Below are 18,451 nucleotides of genomic sequence, written 5' to 3' on the forward strand. Positions count from 1 at the left end.
CGGTGAGTCAGGCGGGACAGTCGTGCCAGCGGCCGGACTGCGAGGGGTCGTACGAGGACATGGGCGGCGGTGAGCTGTACTGCGACACCTGCGGTCTGGCTCCGGTCGTCTCGGAGAGCGGGATGGTCGGCTCGCCGCCCACCGGGCTCACGGCGGGCGGCAGGGACTCGGCGGGCAGCGGGAGTTCGCGCTCCAGCGGCCGCGGCAGCCGTGGCTCCTCGCGTACGTCGTCGCAGTCGTCGAAGTCGCGGCGCTCGGTGTCGGGACGGCTCTCGCGGTCCCTGTCGGGCAAGTCCACGGGGCGCTCGGTGTCGGTGCGCAGCTCCGGTTCGTCGACGGGTGCGTCCGGGCGCAGCCGGCTGGGCGCGGGCCTGGTCACGGTGCCGCAGGTGCCGAAGCCGGATCCGCGCGAGATGGTCCTGGAGAACCCCGAGGTTCCCGAGCGCAAGCGGTTCTGCTCGCGTTCGGACTGCGGGGCGCCGGTCGGGCGGGCGCGTGGTGAGCATCCGGGGCGGACCGAGGGGTTCTGCACCAAGTGCGGGAACCCGTACTCGTTCGTGCCCAAGCTGAAGTCCGGCGACGTGGTGCACGGCCAGTACGAGGTCGCGGGCTGTCTGGCGCACGGCGGCCTGGGCTGGATCTACCTCGCCGTGGACCGGGCCGTCGCCGACCGCTGGGTGGTGCTCAAGGGCCTGCTCGACACGGGGGACCAGGACGCGATGGCGGCCGCGATCTCCGAGCGGCGGTTCCTGGCGGAGATCGAGCACGCCAACATCGTGCGGATCTACAACTTCGTCGAGCACCTCGACCAGCGCACCGGCTCCCTCGACGGCTACATCGTCATGGAGTACGTCGGCGGCAAGTCCCTCAAGGAGATCGCCAACGCCCGCCGCACCCCGGAGGGCCGCCGCGACCCGCTGCCGGTGGAGCAGGCGTGCGCGTACGGCATCGAGGCTCTGGAGGCCCTCGGCCACCTGCACAGCCGCAACCTGCTGTACTGCGACTTCAAGGTCGACAACGCCATCCAGACCGAGGACCAGCTCAAGCTGATCGACATGGGCGCGGTGCGCCGGATGGACGACGAGGAGTCGGCCATCTACGGCACGGTCGGCTACCAGGCGCCCGAGGTGGCGGAGGTCGGCCCGTCGGTCGCGTCCGACCTGTACACGGTCGGCCGTACCCTCGCGGTCCTCACCTTCGACTTCCAGGGCTACACGACCGTCTTCGTGGACTCGCTGCCCGACCCGGACAACATCGAGGTCTTCCGGCAGTACGAGTCCTTCTACCGGCTGCTGGTGCGCGCCACCGACCCCGACCCGGCCCGCCGGTTCGCCTCCGCGCAGGAGATGGCCGAGCAGCTGACCGGGGTGCTGCGCGAGGTCGTGTCGGTGCAGACCGGGACGGCCCGGCCCGCCCTGTCGACGCTGTTCGGGCCCGAGGTCAAGGTCACGGACACGGAGCTGTTCCCGAAGCTGGACGGGGACGTGTCCCGGCTGGGGGCGCGGGCGGTGGCCTCCAGAAAGCTCGCGCTGGGACCGCTGGGCCGGCCCGGCACCGCGCCGGACGGGACCCCCGCACCCGGGGGCGACCCGGCGGCCCAAGCGCTCGGCGGGGGCTCGGCGGCCCGGACCGCCGGCGGCCCCTCGGCCGGCCCGGCTGCCCCGGCCGCACGGGCCGTCGAGGGCTCCCCCGCCTCTCCGGTGCTCGTCCGGCCGCTCGCCACCTCCGCCGCCGCGCTCGCCCTGCCGGTTCCGCTGGTCGACCCGAACGACCCCAACGCGGGCTTCCTGGCGGGCCTGATGATGACCTCGGCGCCGGGCGAGCTGCTCGGGGCGCTGGCCGCCGCGCCGGCGCGGACCGTGGAGACCCGGCTGCGCGAGATCCGCGCCCGGCTGGAGAGCGGCGGCCACGAGGCCGCCCTGACCGCGCTGGGCGAGCTGGAGGGGGAGCACCCGGAGGACTGGCGGGTGGTGTGGTACCGGGGCGTGGTGGCCCTGGTCACCGGCGACTTCGAGGGCGCGGCGCTGTCCTTCGACGCGATCTACGACGCCTTCCCCGGCGAGAGCGCGCCCAAGCTGGCGCTCGGCCTGTGCGCGGAGGTGCTCGGCCAGCTGGACAACGCGGCCGAGTACTACCGGCTGGTGTGGGCGACCGACCGGTCCTTCGTGAGCTCCGCGTTCGGCCTGGCCCGGGTGCAGCTGGCGGCCGGGGACCGGCGCGCTGCCGTACGGACGCTGGAGTCGGTGCCGGAGGCCTCCATCCACTACACGGCGGCCCGGGTGGCGGCCGTACGGGCGCGGCTGCGGCACCGGACCGCGGCGGCCGACGACACGCCGTTCCTGGACGATCTGACGGCCGCCTCCGGGCAGATCGAGGCGCTGGACGCGTACGGTCTGGACCCGGCCAGGCGTGAGCAGTTGTCGGCGGAAGTCCTCGGCTGCGCGCTGGACTGGATACTCTCCGGGGGCCAGGGAGTACAGCCCGCCGCCGGCGGCCGGGTGCTGCTCGGCAGCGGTCTGGACGAGCGGGGCCTCCGCTTCGGCCTGGAACGCTCGTACCGCACGCTGGCCAGACTGGCGACCGGCGGTGAGGAGAGGATCGACCTGGTGGAACGGGCCAACCGTTACCGCCCCCGGACGTGGGTGTAGTTGATGTCGCAGATGCCCCAGCAGGCCGCACCGGCGAAGTGCCCGAGCTGCGCGGAGCCGCTCGAATCGGGTGACCTGTTCTGCGGTGCGTGCGGGTACGACCTGTCGGCCGTGCCCGCCGCGCCGCCGGACCACCCGACCCTCACCATGGGCGGCTCCGGTGTGGGACCCTCCGGTGTGGACTGGCCCCCGCCCGAGCCGGAGAGCTCCGGAACGCCCGCTGCCCCGCATCTGCCGACCGATCTGCCCGGTACGGACTCGGGCGGCAGGCCGCTGCCCGGTTCGCCGGTGTCCCCGGCCTCCGGGGTGCGTTTCGACCGGCCGCCGGAGCCCGACGACTACCCGCTCCAGGCGCCGGACCCGCGGGTGGCGGCCTCCGCCGCCGAGACCGCCGAGCCGGCGAAGGTGTGCGTGGCCTGCCGCGCGGGCCGGGTCGACGACGACGGTTACTGCGAGAACTGCGGGCACGCCCAGCCGCGCGAACGCGACCACATGGAGCAGGAGTCGGGCCCGGTGGCCGCCGTCAGCGACCGCGGGCTGCGCCACCACCGCAACGAGGACGCGTTCACCGTCGGCCACACCGCGCTGCCCGACGGCACTCCGGCCGTGCTGGCGGTCGTCTGCGACGGCGTCTCCTCGGCGACCCGCCCCGACGAGGCCTCCATGGCCGCCTCCCGGGCCGCGGGCGAGGCGCTGCTGGCCGCGCTGCCGCAGGGCACGCATCCGCAGGCGGCGCTGCACGAGGCGATCGTCGCCGCCTCCCAGGCGGTCAACGCCCTTGCCGAGGAGCCCCCTTCGGCCCGTGAGCACACTCCGCACCAGAACGCCCCGGCGTGCACGATCGTCGGCTCGATCGTCACCTCGGGTCTGCTGGTCGTCGGCTGGGTCGGCGACAGCCGCGCCTACTGGGTGCCGGTGGACCGCGCCGCACCGGCGGTCCGGCTCACCGAGGACGACTCCTGGGCCGCGCAGATGGTGGCCGCGGGGCTGATGAGCGAGGCGGAGGCGTACGCCGACGAGCGCGCCCACGCGATCACCGGCTGGCTCGGCGCGGACGCCTACGAACTGGAGCCGCACACCGCTTCCTTCAAGCCGGACCGGCCTGGTGTGGTGGTGGTGTGCACCGACGGCCTGTGGAACTACGCGGAGTCGGCCGAGGAGATGTCCGAGGTCGTGCCCGCCGACGCGGCCCTGCGGCCGCTGCACGCGGCCCGGGTCCTGGTCGGTCACGCCCTGGACGGCGGGGGCCACGACAACGTAACAGTGGCGCTCCTTCCGTTCCCGGCACCGCCGCAGGGGGCAGGATCCGCCTGAGGCCGCCGCAAAACGGCCGCAAACGGGAAAGCGACATACGGGGCACGGACATACGGGGAAGCACCCGCGGACCGGAGGGGACCGGTCCGGACACCGTCAGCACCCACCACGGGTGGGGTGGAGGGGGACCAGAGCAGTCATGGCCATTTTGTCGAAGTCGAACGTGCCACAGTTCTCGGTGGACGTGTACCAGAACGAGTACCTGCCGGACGGCGGCCGCGAGGTCAACGCGATCGTCACGGTCACGGCGACCGGCGGCGGCACCGTCGGGACCGCGGTCGGGACGTCGTACGCCCCCGGCCAGGGCCCCTCGGCCGGGGTGGCGATCATGGTCGACTGCTCGGGCTCGATGGACTACCCGCCGACCAAGATGCGCAACGCCCGGGACGCCACGGCGGCCGCGATCGACACCCTGCGCGACGGCACCCACTTCGCGGTGATCGGCGGCACCCACGTCGCCAAGGAGGTCTACCCGGGCGGCGGCCGGCTCGCGGTGGCCGACCGCAGCACCCGGGAGCAGGCCAAGCAGGCGCTGCGCAGGCTGAGCGCGGGCGGCGGCACGGCGATCGGCACCTGGCTGCGCCTCGCCGACCGCCTGCTCTCCTCCGACGACGTCTCGATCCGGCACGGCATCCTGCTCACCGACGGCCGCAACGAGCACGAGTCGCCGGAGGACCTGAAGGCCGCCCTGGACTCCTGCGCCGGACGGTTCACCTGTGACGCGCGGGGCGTGGGCACCGACTGGGAAGTGAAAGAAGTCACAGGGATAGCCTCGGCGCTGCTCGGCACCGCCGACATCGTCGCCGACCCCACGGGACTCGCCGCCGACTTCACGCAGATGATGGAGACGGCGATGGGCAAGGAGGTCGCGGACGTCGCGCTGCGGCTGTGGACCCCGGTCGGCACGACCATCAAGTTCGTCAAGCAAGTGGCGCCCACGGTGGAACAGTTGACCGACCGCCGCACCGAGGCGGGACCGCGTGCCGGGGACTACCCGACCGGCTCCTGGGGCGACGAGTCCCGCGACTACCACGTCTGCGTCGAGGTCCCCTCGGCCGGGCTCGGCCAGGAAATGCTCGCCGCACGCGTCTCGTTGGTCGTCCCGCAGCCCGACGGCAGCGTCCAGAACCTGGGCGCACAGGGTCTGATCAGGGCCGTGTGGACGGACGACATGGTCGCCTCGACCTCCATCAACCCCCAAGTCGCCCACTACACCGGCCAGGCCGAACTGGCACAAGCCATCCAGCAAGGGCTGGATCTGCGCAAAGCGGGCGATATGGACGGAGCAACGGCCAAACTGGGCAGAGCCGTTCAGCTCGCCAGCGCCTCCGGGAACGCGGATACTGCGAAACTGCTTGCGAAGGTGGTGGACGTGGTCGACGCCGCGACGGGTACTGTGCGACTGAAAGCGAAGGTTGCGGAGGCCGACGAGATGACTCTCGAGACAAGGTCCACAAAGACTGTTCGTGTAAAGAAGTGACCTAGCAGTACACGCAGGACACCCAGACAGGCTCAGGACGAACCTGACAGAGAGGGAAGCGCCGACATGCCGACCTGCCCGAACGGACACCAGTCGGGTTCCGACGACTGGTGCGAGGTGTGCGGTCACCGCATGGCCGGTGCCGTACCTCCGCCGCCCCCGCCGGCCCCCGGCGGCTACGGCTTCCCGCCGCCCGCGCCCGGCGCCCCGGCGGGCGGCCCCGCCGGCGGCGGCCGTCACCTCTCCTCGGTGCCGAACTCGCCCGAGTCGGAGCTGTGCCCGCAGTGCCGTACGCCCCGTGAGGGCGGTGCGCCGTTCTGCGAGGAGTGCCGCTGGAACTTCCTCACCAACACGGCCACCTCGTACACCCCGGCCGCCCCGCGCCCGCCGGCGCCGGGTGCGGGCGCGGGCGCGGGCCCCGGTGTGCCGCGCTTCCAGCCGCCCGGCGCGCCGTCGTTCGGCGGCGGTGGCGACTCGTACGAGTACCAGGGCTCACGCCCCTCCCAGGTGAACCGTCCGGCCGAGCCGATCCCGTCGTTCGGCAGCGAGCCCTCGGGCCCGACGCCGTTCGCGGGCGAGCGCGGCGGCCCGTCGGGCCCCCCGCCGTTCGGCGGCGACCGCGGCCAACCTTCCCCTCCGGCCTTCGGCAACGATCGCGGCCAGTCCGGGCCGCCGCCCTTCGGTGGCGAGCGCGGTCAGTCGGGCCCGTCGGCGTTCGGTGACGACCGGGGCCAGTCCGGTCCTCCGGCGTTCGGCAACGACCGAGGCCAGTCCGGCCCGTCGCCCTTCGGCGGTGACCGCGGCCAATCCGGCCCGTCGCCCTTCGGCGGCGACCCCGGTCAGTCCTCCCCGCCCCCCTTCGGCGGCGAGCGCGGCCAGTCCGGCCCTCCGGCCTTCGGCGGTGACCGAGGCCAGTCCGGCCCGTCGCCCTTCGGCGGCGAGCGCGGCCCCTCTGCGCCGCCCCCGCAGTTCGGCGGCGCTCCGGGCCAGACCGCCGGCGGCCCGTCCGCCTTCGGCGGTGCTCCCGGCCAGGGGCCCGACAACGGTCAGGCCTCCGGTCCCTTCACCCGCGACCCCTTCGGCGGCGGCGACCCGTCCCGGCCGCCGCTCCCGCCGCGCCCCGGCGGCCCCGGCACGACCGCCGGTGGCCCTCCCGGCGCCTTCCAGCAGTCGGCCCCGCCCGCGCCGCCCGGCTTCCCGCAGGAGACCACCAGGCCCCCGGCCGGCGGCCCGCCCTTCGGCGGCGGTGACGACGACTGGGTGATCTCCCCGCCGTCGGCCGCGGGTCCGGCCGGTCCCGCCGCGCCCGCCCGGCCGGGCGGTTACGGCTACCCGCAGCCCGGCGCCACACAGGCCCCGCCCGGCCCCGGCTTCCCGCAGGCCCCGCAGGGCCCGGCGACCTGGATAGCGACGATCGGCCCGGACCGCGAGTACTTCATGGCGATGATGCAGCGCTCGGGCCCGGAGGCGGCCGGCCTCAACCTGCCCGCCTACTCCCCCGAGCAGCAGCGCACGCTCACCGGCAACCAGGTCACCATCGGCCGCCGCCGGCACTCCACCGGCGACACCCCCGACATCGACCTGTCGGTACCGCCGGAGGACCCGGGCGTCTCGCACCAGCACGCGGTCCTGGTCCAGCAGCCCGACGGCAGCTGGGCGGTCGTCGACCAGAACTCGACGAACGGCACGACGGTGAACGGCTCGGAGGACCCGATCCAGCCGTTCGTACCGGTACCGCTGCAGGACGGGGACCGGGTACACGTGGGCGCCTGGACGACGATCACCGTCCGACGAGGCTGAGCGGCAACGCCCTGCTTTCAAGGGGCGCGGGGAACTGCGCGAGCAACCACATACGACCCGCAGCCGAAGTCAGACCGGGAGCGGCCACACACACGGCCCCTCCCGGTCGTCCAGCCACACCCACTCCCCCTCCTTGTCCACCGTGACTCCGTACCGCTCCCGCCCGGGCATCCCCTCCCGCACCCACACCGCATACGCCTCCCGCGGAGTGAGCACCCCCTGGGTCAGTTCCACCAGGAACTGAAACAGCTCATCCTCAACAGCCTGAGACGGCACCCCGCCCAGATCCCCGGGCCCCACCGCCCTCTCCACCCCCCGCAACGGCACGAAGTACGCCGCCGACGGCAGGAACCTCCCCTCGGCCCGGCCGACGCCCGCCACGGTCAGCGCAAGCAACCCCGTGGCCATCGGGGTCAGGATCCGCGCACCCGCACCGCACTGATCGGCCCAGGCACGCGGCACCGCGGACACCGCACACGTCGCGATGATCCGGTCGAACGGCGCCCGCTCGGGCACCCCCCGCGCCCCGTCCCCCGTGACCACCGCCGGCCGGTACCCCGCCGCGGCCAGGTGCCGCCGCGCGGACTCGACGATCTCCGGCTCCACATCGACGGTGGTGACAAGATCGTCGTCGCCCAGCCGACGGGCCAGCAGCGCGGCGTTGTACCCGGTGCCCGCACCGACCTCCAGCACCCGGTCGCCGTCGCGCACCCGCAGCTCGACCAGCATCCGCGCCATCAGCGAGGGCTGGCTGCTGGAGGACAGCAGCTCGCCGTCCCGCAGCCGGGTGGCCAGCGGAACGTCCTCGTACGCCCCCCGCACCCACCGCTCCCTGGCCGCACGATCGGGGCTCTCGCCCCACCGGCGCTCGTACCCCCGCGCCCCGGCGACGTAGTAGTACGGCACGAACAGATGCCGGGGCACCGCCTCGAACGCCTCCCGCCACACCGGTTCCCCGGCCCAGACCCCCTCCGCGTCGATCTCCCGCACCAGCTCACCCCGCGCCGCCGCGGCAAGCCCCTCGATGTCCGAGTCGTAGGCGCCCATGCGTCCACCCTAGATCCGCGACCCCGCTGCGGGTCCTAAGCCTTGAGTCCTGGGTCCCCGCGTCTGAGACCATGTACGGGTGAGAGAGATTCGGCGCGGCACGCTTCAGGAGAAGACCTTCTACGAGCAGGTCGGCGGGGAGGAGACCTTCCGTCGGCTCGTCCACCGTTTCTACGAGGGCGTCGCCGAGGACCCGTCCCTCCGGCCGATGTACCCGGAGGAGGACCTGGGCCCTGCCGAGGAACGGCTCACCCTGTTCCTCATCCAGTACTGGGGCGGCCCCACGACGTACAGCGACAACCGCGGCCATCCGCGGTTGCGCATGCGGCACGCCCCGTTCACCGTGAACCAGGCGGCGCACGACGCGTGGCTGCGGCACATGCGGGTGGCCGTGGACGAGCTCGGTCTCTCCGAGGAGCACCGGGAACAGCTCTGGAACTACCTCACGTACGCGGCCGCGTCGATGGTCAACACCCCCGAGTGACGGCCGGCGGCCGCCCCCGCGCCCGGGTCAGCGCACGCTGACGCCGAACGCCCCGAGTCCCGCCCGCCGTACGGCGATCGACCCGAACGGCGTCCGCAGCCGCAGCCACGCCCCCGCGGACAGCAGTACGGCCTCGGCCTCGCCCGCGCCGCTCGGTCGCAGGAAGCCCAGCGACTGGGCGGCGTGCACGGCCCGTACCGGCAGCCCGGTCCCGCCGACCGTCCGGGACCAGATGTCCCGCCCGATCCGGTCGAGTTCGGCACGGGTACGGCCGTCCGGCCCCAACTCCTCGGTCCTGGAGCGGAATTCACTCACCGCGGCCGCGACCGTCGCCCGCAGCGCCTCCGGCGCGGGCAGCCCCGGCTCCGGCCCCCAGCCACCGCGCGGCGGCAGCACACCGGCCCACGGCGGCCCGGTGACGGCCTTCGGCACGGCGGCCGTAGCAGCCCGCTCGTCCACCGCCTCCAGCAGCTCCCCCGCCGAGACGGTCACGTCGAGGGTGACGTCGAGTCCGTCCTCGTACGGCTTCGCGAGCCGTACCGCGCGGATCGCCAGCACCTCGAAGGACGGCGGCCGCCCGAAGACGGCGAGGGCGGTACCGGCGGCCTGTAGCCGTACGGCCGCTCCGCGGTCGTAGTGCAGCAGCCGGGAGAGGAAGGCGGCGAGGTCCGCCGCCTCCCCGTCGTCGGCCAGGTGGAGCACCGTCATGCGGCGACGGCCTCCTCCTTGTCGTCGTCCCGGTACTCCGCGAGGAAGTCACGTTCCTCGGCGGTGATCCGGCGCGGCCGTCCGGCGTCGAAGTCGAACGGGACGATGACCGTCGAGGCCCGTACGTAGACCAGGTCGTCGTCCTTCACCTCGTAGGTGACGGTGAAGGACGCGGCCCTGATCTCGGTGACCCACAGCTCGATGTCGACCGGGTGGTGCCGGTGGACGAGCTGCCGCTTGTAGTCGATCTCGTGGCGCGCCACCACCGACCCCTGCTGGAAGTCCTTGTCCGGGCGGAAGAGGAAGTCGATACGGGCCTCCTCCAGATAGCGGAGGAAGACCACGTTGTTGATGTGGCCGTACGCGTCCATGTCCGCCCAGCGCAGGGGGCAGCGGTAGATGTGGCGCAAGATCGATCAGCCCCGGGTCAGCTTCTTGTAGGTGGCACGGTGCGGACGCGCGGCGTCCGCACCGAGCCGCTCGATCTTGTTCTTCTCGTACGACTCGAAGTTGCCCTCGAACCAGAACCACTTGGACTCGCCCTCGTAGGCGAGGATGTGGGTGGCGACCCGGTCCAGGAACCACCGGTCGTGGGAGACGACCACGGCCGCGCCGGGGAACTCCAGCAGCGCGTTCTCGAGGCTGCTGAGGGTCTCGACGTCGAGGTCGTTCGTCGGCTCGTCGAGGAGCAGCAGGTTGCCGCCCTGCTTGAGGGTGAGTGCCAGGTTCAGCCGGTTGCGCTCACCGCCGGAGAGCACGCCGGCCGGCTTCTGCTGGTCCGGGCCCTTGAACCCGAAGGCGGACACGTAGGCGCGGCTCGGCATCTCGACCTGGCCCACGTTGATGTAGTCGAGCTCGTCGGAGACGACCGCCCACAGGGTCTTCTTCGGGTCGATGTTGGCGCGGCTCTGGTCGACGTACGAGATCTTGACGGTCTCGCCGACCTTGATGTTGCCGGAGTCCGGGGTCTCCAGACCCTGGATCATCTTGAAGAGGGTGGTCTTGCCGGCGCCGTTCGGGCCGATGACGCCGACGATGCCGTTGCGCGGCAGCGTGAAGCTCAGGTCGTCGATCAGGACCTTGTCGCCGAAGCCCTTGGTGAGGTTGGTGACCTCGACGACGATGCTGCCGAGCCGCGGGCCCGGCGGGATCTGGATCTCCTCGAAGTCCAGCTTCCGCATCTTGTCGGCCTCGGCGGCCATCTCCTCGTAGCGGGCGAGACGCGCCTTGGACTTGGCCTGGCGCCCCTTGGCGTTCGACCGCACCCACTCCAGCTCTTCCTTGAGCCGCTTCTGCCGCTTGGCGTCCTTCTGGCCCTCGACCTTGAGACGGGTGGTCTTGGTCTCCAGGTACTTGGAGTAGTTGCCCTCGTAGCCGTGCAGGCGGCCGCGGTCGACCTCGCAGATCCAGCCGGCCACGTTGTCCAGGAAGTACCGGTCGTGGGTGACGGCGACGATGGTGCCGTCGTACTTGGCCAGGTGCTGCTCCAGCCAGTTCACCGACTCGGCGTCGAGGTGGTTGGTGGGCTCGTCGAGGAGCAGCAGGTCGGGGGCTTCGAGCAGCAGCTTGCACAGTGCCACGCGCCGCTTCTCACCACCGGAGAGGTTGGTGACGGCCCAGTCGCCCGGGGGGCACCCGAGCGCGTCCATGGCCTGCTCCAGCTGGGCGTCGAGGTCCCAGGCGTTGGCGTGGTCGAGCTCCTCCTGCAGCTTGCCCATCTCGTCGAGCAGCGCGTCGGAGTAGTCGGTCGCCATCAGCTCGGCGATCTCGTTGAACCGGTCGAGCTTGCCCTTGACCTCGGCGACGCCGTCCTGGACGTTCTCCAGGACGGTCTTGTCCTCGTCGAGCTTCGGCTCCTGCATCAGGATGCCGACGGTGTACCCCGGCGACAGGAAGGCGTCGCCGTTCGACGGCTGGTCCAGCCCCGCCATGATCTTCAGAATGGTCGACTTACCGGCACCGTTCGGGCCGACCACACCGATCTTCGCGCCGGGCAGGAAGTTCAGCGAGACGTCGTCAAGGATGACCTTGTCGCCGATCGCCTTACGCGTCTTGCGCATGGTGTAGATGTACTCAGCCAAGAGAAACCGTCCGGCAGCTTGAAATCTGGCAGTGGGCAGATACACCCCATCTTGCCGTACGGCCACCCCTGTGCGGAAACTCGTTAGGTCGGGGGGCTGTGACCTGGGGCTTTGCCGTGGTCGGCTCCGGGCTGCTTTCGCTGCCGGTCGTCGTCGGTCAGCCCCGGGGAGCCTCGGACGGCCCTGGGGCGCCCCAGGAAGGATCACTCGAACGCCTTCTGCCGGCGAGCAGGATCCACGCTGTGACCTGCGACCACCGCCTCCGACATGTTCGCCCCGGAGCGCACCGCCGGCGCCATCGTGATCTCCCACCTGGGCTGCGGCCAGAAGGAGTGACTGATCATCAGCGGCAGCCACCGCGGCATGATCTGGTCCGACTGCCGGATGGACGACGTCGACCTCGCGCCAAGCGTGGGCCCCTGCCGGGAGTCCGGCAGGGGGCCGTGTTGCGGGGAGCCGAGGAGGCCGGGCCCTGGCCCTAGAGGGGCGGCTTGGCGGCCGGCACGGCTTGGCGGCGCGGTGTCACTTCAGGTGGCGGGCGAGGAATCGGCCCGCTTCGTCGCCCGCGGACTGTGGGACGCCGGTGTGCCCGCCCATGTTGGCGTGCAGGGTCTTCTCCTTGGAGCCGAAGGCGTCGAACAGGTCCAGGGCCGCCTGCCGGTCGTTGCCCTCGTCGTCCCACTGCAGCAGGACGTGCAGCGGAATGGTGACCTGGCGGGCCTCCTCGAAGATGGCCCGGGGGATGAAACTCCCCGCGAACAGGACGGCGGCCGAGATGCGCGGCTCGACCACCGCCAGCCGGGTGCCGATGGAGATCACTCCCCCCGAGTACCCGACCGGGCCGTCGATCCCGGGCAGCGCCAGGAGGGCGTCCAGGGCCGCCTGCCATTCCGGGACCGACTTGTCGACCAGCGGGAGGACGAGGGCGTCGATGATCTCGTCGCCGACCCGCTCACCGGCCGCCATCGCCCGGCGCATGTCGGCGAGGGCCTGCTCGGCGCCGGGCAACCGGGGCCGGTCGCCGCTTCCGGGGAGTTCGATGGTGGCCGTGGCGAAGCCGTCCGCCACGGTGTGCCGGGCTCGGGCCACCAGTCGGGGGTACGCCTTGCGCAGCCCGAGAGGAGGGGGGCCGACCAGGATCAGCGGTGCCGGGGCCGACGTGGTCGCGGGCGTCCACAGGATGCCGGGGATCTCGCCGAGGGTGAATTCGCGTTCGAGGACAGTGTCGTCGAGACGCCGTTCAGAAGTGAATTGCATGGTCGTGCCTTTCGGGAGTGCCATTGAACGGCGCTCCCGGACGACCTATCGCCCGACCGTGACCCCGGAGGGGAGCACCCATGTCGATACTGTGTTCACGGGTACCACCTCCTCGTTCTCTTGCACGGCCTCCGGAAACGTAGCAGTGGCTGCCGTGGTCCCGCCAACGGGTTTTCGCGGGGGCTCGGTGCCACGTCCATCACGTCGACGGTGACGTTCCCGAGGTCCGTGCCCGGCCGGGACTGCCGGACGGTCCGTGCAGGGCTCGGGTCAGGAGCAGGGCCGTCGCCGTCACCGCTCCCAGGGTTCCGGCCGAGCGGAGCAGCGCTCGGGAGGAGCGCCAGGACAGGACCGACCAGGTGGACTGTGCCGACAGGAGGGATCCCGTGCTCAGCCATGAGCCTGCCGAGAGCAGGGACAGGGCGGAGCCGATCGAGCCGGCCGAGAGTGCGCTGCCGATCGATCCTACGGACAGGGCCGAGCCGACCGACCCGATGGAGAGCACGGAGCCCACCGAGCCGATCGACAGCACCGAGTCGTGCGACCACAGGGACAGGACGGAGCCCGAGGACGGTGTGCCAGGTGACTTGGTCATGCCGTCATGGTGCCCGGCGGACGGTCGCCTCGTCCGGCAGTCAGTCCGCCTTCTGCTCGTAAGTCAGTCCGTCTGCTCGTACTCCCGCCGGCGGAGGATCACCAGGACCGCGCCGCCGATCACCACCAGGCCGATGGCCACGCCCGTGATCACGCCGGTCGCCGAGTCGCCGCCGGTCGCGGCGAGGTTGACGGCGCCGGTGGTGCCGCCCACCGAGGCCGGGCTGGGCTCGCTGAGGGTCTGGGTGGTGAGGCCGGCGTCGGTGCCCTGCGTCTTGCAGTCGAGGACGCCCGTGAAGCGGCGTTCCAGGCTGTTCGGGCCGGTGATCGTGAAGTCGTAGGCCTGGTCCTCCTGGAGCGGGATGGTCACCGTTCGCGAGGTCTTCGCGGGGATGGTGTGCTCGGTGCCCATCAGCTCGAAGGTGAACGGCTTGTCGCCGGTGTTGGCCGCGGTGATGTCCACGCCGCCCTTGGCGCAGTTCTTCTCGGCCGACAGCGCCGGTATCGCGCCCTGGTCCGCCCAGTTCGCGTTCGCGGTCGCGGCGACCGTGGACTCGCTGGAGCCGGCCAGGATCTGGGTCTGGCTGCGGCTCTCGGAGGCGAAGGCGCGGCCGACCGGGACGGTGGTCGACGCCTGGACCGACAGCTCGGCGGAGCCCTCCGTGGCGTCGTCCGGGACCTTGAAGTACAGCTGGTCGCCGTTCCCGGCCGTCGTGACGGGCTTGCCCGCCTTGTCGGTGATCTTCACGCCGCTGAGGGCCGCGTCGGCCGGCGGGATCACGGTGACCGTACGCGCGTTGGTGTGGACCGTCACCGGGCCGAGCAGCCCGCCCGGGCGGCCGGACACGGCCGGCGGGTCGAGGGTCAGCGAGGCCTGCGGCTCGGACTGGTCGCGGGCGCTCTTCTCCAGGTAGTCGGCCAGCTTCTCGGCCTGCGGGTCCACGGCGTCGACGTCCGCGCCGTCCGAGTAGCGCCAGATCGCCACCTGGGTGCCGGCCGCCGCGTCCTGTTCGGTGAGGCTGCCGGCCCCGGCCTTGCGGGCGAGCGTGGCGAGGTCGTTGACCTGCGGGTAGGAGTTCTGCAGGATCCAGCGGATCCGGCCGGCGTTCTTGTTGGCGCCCAGCGAGGTGCCGCTCCACGCCGTCTCGTGGTACTTGGCGTCCCGCTGGGTGGGGTTGTGCAGATCGACGCAGTACGTCTGGAGCGTGCCGCCGCCGTCCACGGACATCTCGAACAGGCCCGCCGCGACCTGCTCGTCGCCGCCGTCGCCGTGGACCACGGCATCGCCGTAGGTCTTCAGGCCGCTGATGGTCGCCGTCGCCCCGCTCTGGCTCTGGGCGGTCCCGTCGTCGGCCGCGGCCCGGCCGGCGCCGGTCAGCACGGCGGCGGCCACCAGGCCGGCCGCCAGTGCCGCGGCGGCGAGGCGGGCCACGCCTCTCGCGGGCACGGCCGTACCGGAGTGCCTGACGGACGCACGGGGCGCCGAGGAACCAGAGAACGCAGCGAGCACAGAATTCCCCTTCGAGCAGGACCTGTTGGCCGCAGAGGGCGGTCCCACCAGCAGAATCAGCGGCCCCAGGGGCCATGCCCGGCATCCTATGGATCAGCCGGACCGGCCCTTCGCGGTGAGATGGTCGGATGAGCGATCCGATCCGCAATCGTTATCGCGGGGCCGCGGGTGAGCGGGGCTTATCGACAAATCCACCCGGTCGTCATGGTGGGCACTTCGGAGCGCATTCGCCGATAAGCCGTCAATGAGCGATCAACCGACCGCAGTTCGGCCAGTCCATGGCGAACGGTGCGTGGGGCGCACCGACGTCACGTCACGTCACCGCCACCGCCATCGGTTCCGGTTCCGGTTCCGGTTGCTGTGGGACGGCTGTGTCGACGGACTGGGCCGGTGTCTCCCAGTCAGGCTCGGGGCGGGGTGGCGCCGGTGCCGCCGTCTCCGGTTTCCCGGTCCGCCGGAAGGCCGCCGTACCGCGCGCGAGGTCGTGGCCGATCGCCACCGCGTCGATGTCGGCGGAGGCCCACTGCTGGCCCTCCCGGGTCTCGCTGCGCACCTTCAGCCGCCCCTGTACGACGACCGGGTCGCCGACCGACAGCGAGGTCACCGCGTTGGTGGCGAGCTGCCGGTTGGCCCACACCGTGAAGAAGTTGGTGTGCCCGTCCGTCCAGGTGCTCTTCTCGCGGTCCCAGTAACGCGACGTCACCGCCAGCCGGAACCGTGCCGACGGGCCTGCCGCCAGCTCCCGGTAGACCGGCTGCGTCGCCACGTTGCCCACCGCGCAGACCATCGTCTCGTTCATCACGAACCCCTCCCTCGCCCGGCCGCCGGGGCCGGGCGGATCCGCGTACGGGCCCGTCCCGTACGGCTGTGTCCACCGCGGCGACCGTGTGTGCCGAGTGCGCAGGCACCCGTGGTGTGCCGGGTGCGTCCGCCGCACTCGGGCTGATCGCCGCGGGACCAGACTGCCGTCGGCGGGCCGGGCCCGCCGCGGGCTGTGGACGGTCATCGGGACTGTGGAAAACTCCGCCGCCCGGACGGGTGAATCCGAGTGGGTCCGAGTGGGTCCCGGGAGGCCCGCGTGGGTCCGGGGAGGCCCGCGTGGGTCCGGGGAGGCCCGCGTGGGTCTGGGGGGAGGCCTGCGTGGATCCGGGGAGGCCCGAGTGGGCCCGGGGAGGCCTGCGTGGGCCCGGGGAGGCCCGAGTGGGTCTGGGGAGGCCCGCGTGGGTCTGGGGGGAGGCCTGCGTGGATCCGGGGAGGTCCGAGTGGGCCCGGAGAGGCCCGAGTAGACCCGGAGAGGCCCGAGTAGACCCGGAGAGGCCCGAGTAGACCCGGAGAGGCCCGAGTAGACCCGGAGAGGCCCGGGAAGGCCCGAGTAGACCCGGGAAGGCCCGGGAAGGCCCGAGTGGACCCGGAGAGGCCCGGGAAGGCCCGAGTGGGTCAGAGGTGAACCCCGTGTCCCCGCAGGGCACGTCCCCCGGCCGCCCCGAGAAGATCACCCCACCCCGGCCCCGGCCCGCGTCACCCGCCCGTACTGCTCGCGCACCTCCCGGTACCGCAGCAGTTCCGCCGCCACCGGGTCCAGCACCCGGGCCCGGCCGCACCCGGCCGCCGCCTCCCGCAGTCGGCGCTCCGCCTCCAGGCCGTAGCGCCGGGCCGGCCCCCGTGCCGTCATCCGGCACCCCCACTCGACCAGCGGCCCGCCGACGATCCCGGCGACCATCAGCAGCACCGGAACGCCCAGGTTGGGCGCCAGCACCCCGGCGATCTGCCCCACCAGCCACAGCCCGCCCACCACCTGCAGGAGCGTCATCGCGGCCTGGGCGAGCACCGCCACCGGCCACCAGCCGGGGCGCGGCGGGCGCCCCGGTGGCAGTCCGGCCTGTGCGGCGAGGTCGTCGAGCGCCTCCGGCAGTCCCTGCGAGCCGCGTACGGCGGCCTCGCGCACCGCCTGCGCCCAGGGCACGGGCAGTCCGGCCGAGGCCCGTTCGGAGACCGTGCGCACCGCCTGCTCGACGCGCTGCCGGGCGGTCGCCTCCTGCTCGGGCTCGGGCTTCTGCAGGCGGCTGGTGGGCGCGTCGCCGCGCTTCCGGCGCCAGCGCCACAGCCGCAGCCAGGGCGTGCCGCAGGCCCGGTTGGCGTTGCGCAGCCAGGCCCGTTCGGCGGCCTCGCCGGCGGCGGTGGCGCCCACCGCGTCCGCGAGCCGGGCGGCGAACTCGTCGCGCGCCTCCTCGCTGAGTCCGGCGCGCCGCCCGGTGGCGTAGACGGGGCGCAGCCGGTCGGCGGCGGCGTCCACGTCGGCGGCGACACGCCGGGCCGCCGCGCCCCGTTCGGACACGAACTGGCCGAGCATCTCGCGCAGATCGCCGACGCCTTCGCCGGTGAGCGCGGACAGCGCGAGCACGGTGGCACCCGGTTCGCCGAACTCGCCGAGCGCGACGCCGTCCTCGTCGAGCAGCCGGCGCAGATCGTCGAGGACCAGGTCGGCGGCCTCGCCGGGGAGCCGGTCGGTCTGGTTGAGGATGACGAACATGACCTCGGCGTGGCCGGCCATGGGCCGCAGATAGCGCTCGTGGAGGACGGCGTCGGCGTACTTCTCCGGGTCGACGACCCAGATCACCGCGTCGACCAGTTTCAGGATCCGGTCGACGTGTTCGCGGTGCTGGACGGCCGCCGAGTCGTGGTCGGGCAGGTCGATGAGGACCAGTCCGCGCAGTTGTGCGTCCGCCTCCGGGTTGTGCACGGGGCGCCGGCGCAGCCGGCCCGGGATGCCGAGCCGGTCGACGAGGGCCGCGCCGCCGTCGCTCCAGGTGCACGCGATGGGCGCGGCGGTGGTGGGGCGCCGTACGCCGGTCTCCGAGATGGCGACTCCGGCGAGCGCGTTGAACAGCTGGGACTTGCCGCTGCCGGTGGCGCCGGCGATGGCGACGACGGTGTGCTGGCCGGAGAGCCTGCGCCGGGCCGCCGCCTCGTCCAGGACCCGGCCGGCCTCGGCGAGGGTGTGGCTGTCGAGGCGGGTGCGGGACAGGCCGACGAGTTCGCGCAGGGCGTCGAGGCGGGAGCGCAGCGGGCCGTCGTAGGCCAGCGGGACGGGGGCCGGGGCGCCGGGGCCGCGGGTCTCCAGGACGGGCACGGCGGGTTTGGCGGTCTCGGTGACCCGGCGGGCGATGAGTCCGTCGTCCCAGGCGCCCTCGGCGGTGGCCTGGTCGTCGTCGGACGGCTCCCGTTGCTCCCGCACGCGTGCGTGCGGGACGTTCTCGGCCTCGGCGGCGGTCCGGACGGGGTCCGCGGCGTCCGCCGGGCCGGTGCGGCCCGTGGCGTCCGTGGCGTCCGTGGCGTCCGTGGTGCCTTCCCCGGTTCCGTTCCGGTCCTGTGGTCCGTCCGCCGCGAGGCCGGGCACGGGCTCCCGTGCGGCGTCCGGCGCGGAGCCCCCCGCGGTCAGACCGCTGTCGAAGTCACTGGTGTAGTCACTGGTGTGATCCATGCGTTCCATGTGATCTGTGTGGTCGTGGTCAGTGACGGCGGTCACCG

General features: G+C 72.9%; 14 protein-coding genes and 1 pseudogene. 6 read left to right on the forward strand and 9 right to left on the reverse strand.

Translation table 11 applies throughout. From position 1 onward, the window contains the following. The first annotated feature begins 2 nt into the window (after nucleotides 1-2). From AB0D85_RS34740 to AB0D85_RS34755, 4 genes are all read left to right on the forward strand, one after another. Complete coding sequence (locus AB0D85_RS34740) at nucleotides 3-2,648, forward strand: tetratricopeptide repeat protein (RefSeq protein ID WP_362329002.1); 2,646 nt, start codon at nucleotides 3-5, stop codon at nucleotides 2,646-2,648. Between the two features lie 3 nt (nucleotides 2,649-2,651). Then, on the forward strand, nucleotides 2,652-3,962 hold the full coding sequence (locus AB0D85_RS34745) for a PP2C family serine/threonine-protein phosphatase (RefSeq protein WP_362329004.1): 1,311 nt from the start codon (nucleotides 2,652-2,654) through the stop codon (nucleotides 3,960-3,962). 139 nt (nucleotides 3,963-4,101) lie between these two features. Further along, nucleotides 4,102-5,442 carry a VWA domain-containing protein gene (locus AB0D85_RS34750; RefSeq protein WP_362329006.1) on the forward strand — a complete coding sequence of 447 codons (1,341 nt, stop codon included), beginning with the start codon at nucleotides 4,102-4,104 and terminating at the stop codon, nucleotides 5,440-5,442. A gap of 66 nt (nucleotides 5,443-5,508) precedes the next feature. Then, complete coding sequence (locus AB0D85_RS34755) at nucleotides 5,509-7,242, forward strand: FHA domain-containing protein (protein ID WP_362329008.1); 1,734 nt, start codon at nucleotides 5,509-5,511, stop codon at nucleotides 7,240-7,242. A 69-nt stretch (nucleotides 7,243-7,311) separates the two neighbouring features. Here AB0D85_RS34755 and AB0D85_RS34760 read toward each other — a convergent pair whose 3' ends face one another. Further along, nucleotides 7,312-8,289 (reverse strand): methyltransferase domain-containing protein, encoded by a 978-nt coding sequence (locus AB0D85_RS34760; RefSeq protein WP_362329010.1) that lies wholly within the window; start codon nucleotides 8,287-8,289, stop codon nucleotides 7,312-7,314. 79 nt (nucleotides 8,290-8,368) lie between these two features. Here AB0D85_RS34760 and AB0D85_RS34765 point away from each other — a divergent pair, with 79 nt between their 5' ends. Then, nucleotides 8,369-8,773 (forward strand): globin, encoded by a 405-nt coding sequence (locus AB0D85_RS34765; RefSeq protein ID WP_362329012.1) that lies wholly within the window; start codon nucleotides 8,369-8,371, stop codon nucleotides 8,771-8,773. A gap of 27 nt (nucleotides 8,774-8,800) precedes the next feature. Here the strand turns inward: AB0D85_RS34765 and AB0D85_RS34770 are convergent, their stop codons facing one another. Genes AB0D85_RS34770 through ettA form a run of 3 tightly spaced genes read right to left on the reverse strand, consistent with a single transcriptional unit; the run spans nucleotide 8,801 to nucleotide 11,562 of the window. Beyond that, on the reverse strand, nucleotides 8,801-9,481 hold the full coding sequence (locus tag AB0D85_RS34770; protein WP_362329014.1) for a hypothetical protein: 681 nt from the start codon (nucleotides 9,479-9,481) through the stop codon (nucleotides 8,801-8,803). Continuing rightward, nucleotides 9,478-9,891 carry a thioesterase family protein gene (locus AB0D85_RS34775; protein WP_362329016.1) on the reverse strand — a complete coding sequence of 138 codons (414 nt, stop codon included), beginning with the start codon at nucleotides 9,889-9,891 and terminating at the stop codon, nucleotides 9,478-9,480. Before AB0D85_RS34775 ends, AB0D85_RS34770 begins: the two co-directional genes overlap by 4 nt. 6 nt (nucleotides 9,892-9,897) lie before the next feature. After that, nucleotides 9,898-11,562, reverse strand: coding sequence for an energy-dependent translational throttle protein EttA (ettA, locus tag AB0D85_RS34780; RefSeq protein ID WP_362329018.1), 1,665 nt, complete (start codon nucleotides 11,560-11,562; stop codon nucleotides 9,898-9,900). Nucleotides 11,563-11,829: 267 nt separating this feature from the next. On the opposite strand from ettA, the pseudogene AB0D85_RS34785 reads away from it, so the two are divergent. Beyond that, nucleotides 11,830-11,970 (forward strand): annotated as a pseudogene (locus AB0D85_RS34785) (SMI1/KNR4 family protein); the annotation flags it as partial. Nucleotides 11,971-12,084: 114 nt separating this feature from the next. On the opposite strand, the gene AB0D85_RS34790 reads toward AB0D85_RS34785, so the two are convergent. The 5 genes from AB0D85_RS34790 to AB0D85_RS34810 form a co-directional block, all read right to left on the reverse strand. Next, nucleotides 12,085-12,819, reverse strand: a complete 735-nt coding sequence (locus AB0D85_RS34790; RefSeq protein ID WP_362329020.1) for an alpha/beta hydrolase — start codon at nucleotides 12,817-12,819, stop codon at nucleotides 12,085-12,087. A gap of 199 nt (nucleotides 12,820-13,018) precedes the next feature. Further along, nucleotides 13,019-13,414: a hypothetical protein gene (locus AB0D85_RS34795; RefSeq protein WP_362329022.1), complete on the reverse strand. Its 396-nt coding sequence runs from the start codon at nucleotides 13,412-13,414 to the stop codon at nucleotides 13,019-13,021. Nucleotides 13,415-13,477: 63 nt separating this feature from the next. After that, on the reverse strand, nucleotides 13,478-14,860 hold the full coding sequence (locus tag AB0D85_RS34800; protein WP_362329024.1) for a Cys-Gln thioester bond-forming surface protein: 1,383 nt from the start codon (nucleotides 14,858-14,860) through the stop codon (nucleotides 13,478-13,480). A 376-nt stretch (nucleotides 14,861-15,236) separates the two neighbouring features. Further along, a complete protein-coding gene (locus AB0D85_RS34805; protein ID WP_362329026.1) occupies nucleotides 15,237-15,722 on the reverse strand; it encodes a single-stranded DNA-binding protein in 486 nt (161 codons plus the stop codon). Nucleotides 15,723-16,415: 693 nt separating this feature from the next. Beyond that, on the reverse strand, nucleotides 16,416-18,449 hold the full coding sequence (locus AB0D85_RS34810) for a YfjP family GTPase (protein WP_362329028.1): 2,034 nt from the start codon (nucleotides 18,447-18,449) through the stop codon (nucleotides 16,416-16,418). Nucleotides 18,450-18,451 lie beyond the last annotated feature (2 nt).

The sequence above is a fragment of the Streptomyces sp. NPDC048277 genome, from assembly GCF_040652235.1.
Classification (GTDB): Bacteria; Actinomycetota; Actinomycetes; order Streptomycetales; family Streptomycetaceae; genus Streptomyces.

Bases quoted from the DNA above. Each gene is read 5' to 3' on its own strand.
- AB0D85_RS34745 (WP_362329004.1), top strand. From the start codon at position 2,652: ATGTCGCAGATGCCCCAGCAGGCCGCACCGGCGAAGTGCCCGAGCTGC.
- AB0D85_RS34750 (WP_362329006.1), top strand. From the start codon at position 4,102: ATGGCCATTTTGTCGAAGTCGAACGTGCCACAGTTCTCGGTGGACGTG.
- AB0D85_RS34755 (WP_362329008.1), top strand. From the start codon at position 5,509: ATGCCGACCTGCCCGAACGGACACCAGTCGGGTTCCGACGACTGGTGC.
- AB0D85_RS34760 (WP_362329010.1), bottom strand. From the start codon at position 8,289: ATGGGCGCCTACGACTCGGACATCGAGGGGCTTGCCGCGGCGGCGCGG.
- AB0D85_RS34770 (WP_362329014.1), bottom strand. From the start codon at position 9,481: ATGACGGTGCTCCACCTGGCCGACGACGGGGAGGCGGCGGACCTCGCC.
- AB0D85_RS34790 (WP_362329020.1), bottom strand. From the start codon at position 12,819: ATGCAATTCACTTCTGAACGGCGTCTCGACGACACTGTCCTCGAACGC.
- AB0D85_RS34795 (WP_362329022.1), bottom strand. From the start codon at position 13,414: ATGACCAAGTCACCTGGCACACCGTCCTCGGGCTCCGTCCTGTCCCTG.
- AB0D85_RS34805 (WP_362329026.1), bottom strand. From the start codon at position 15,722: ATGAACGAGACGATGGTCTGCGCGGTGGGCAACGTGGCGACGCAGCCG.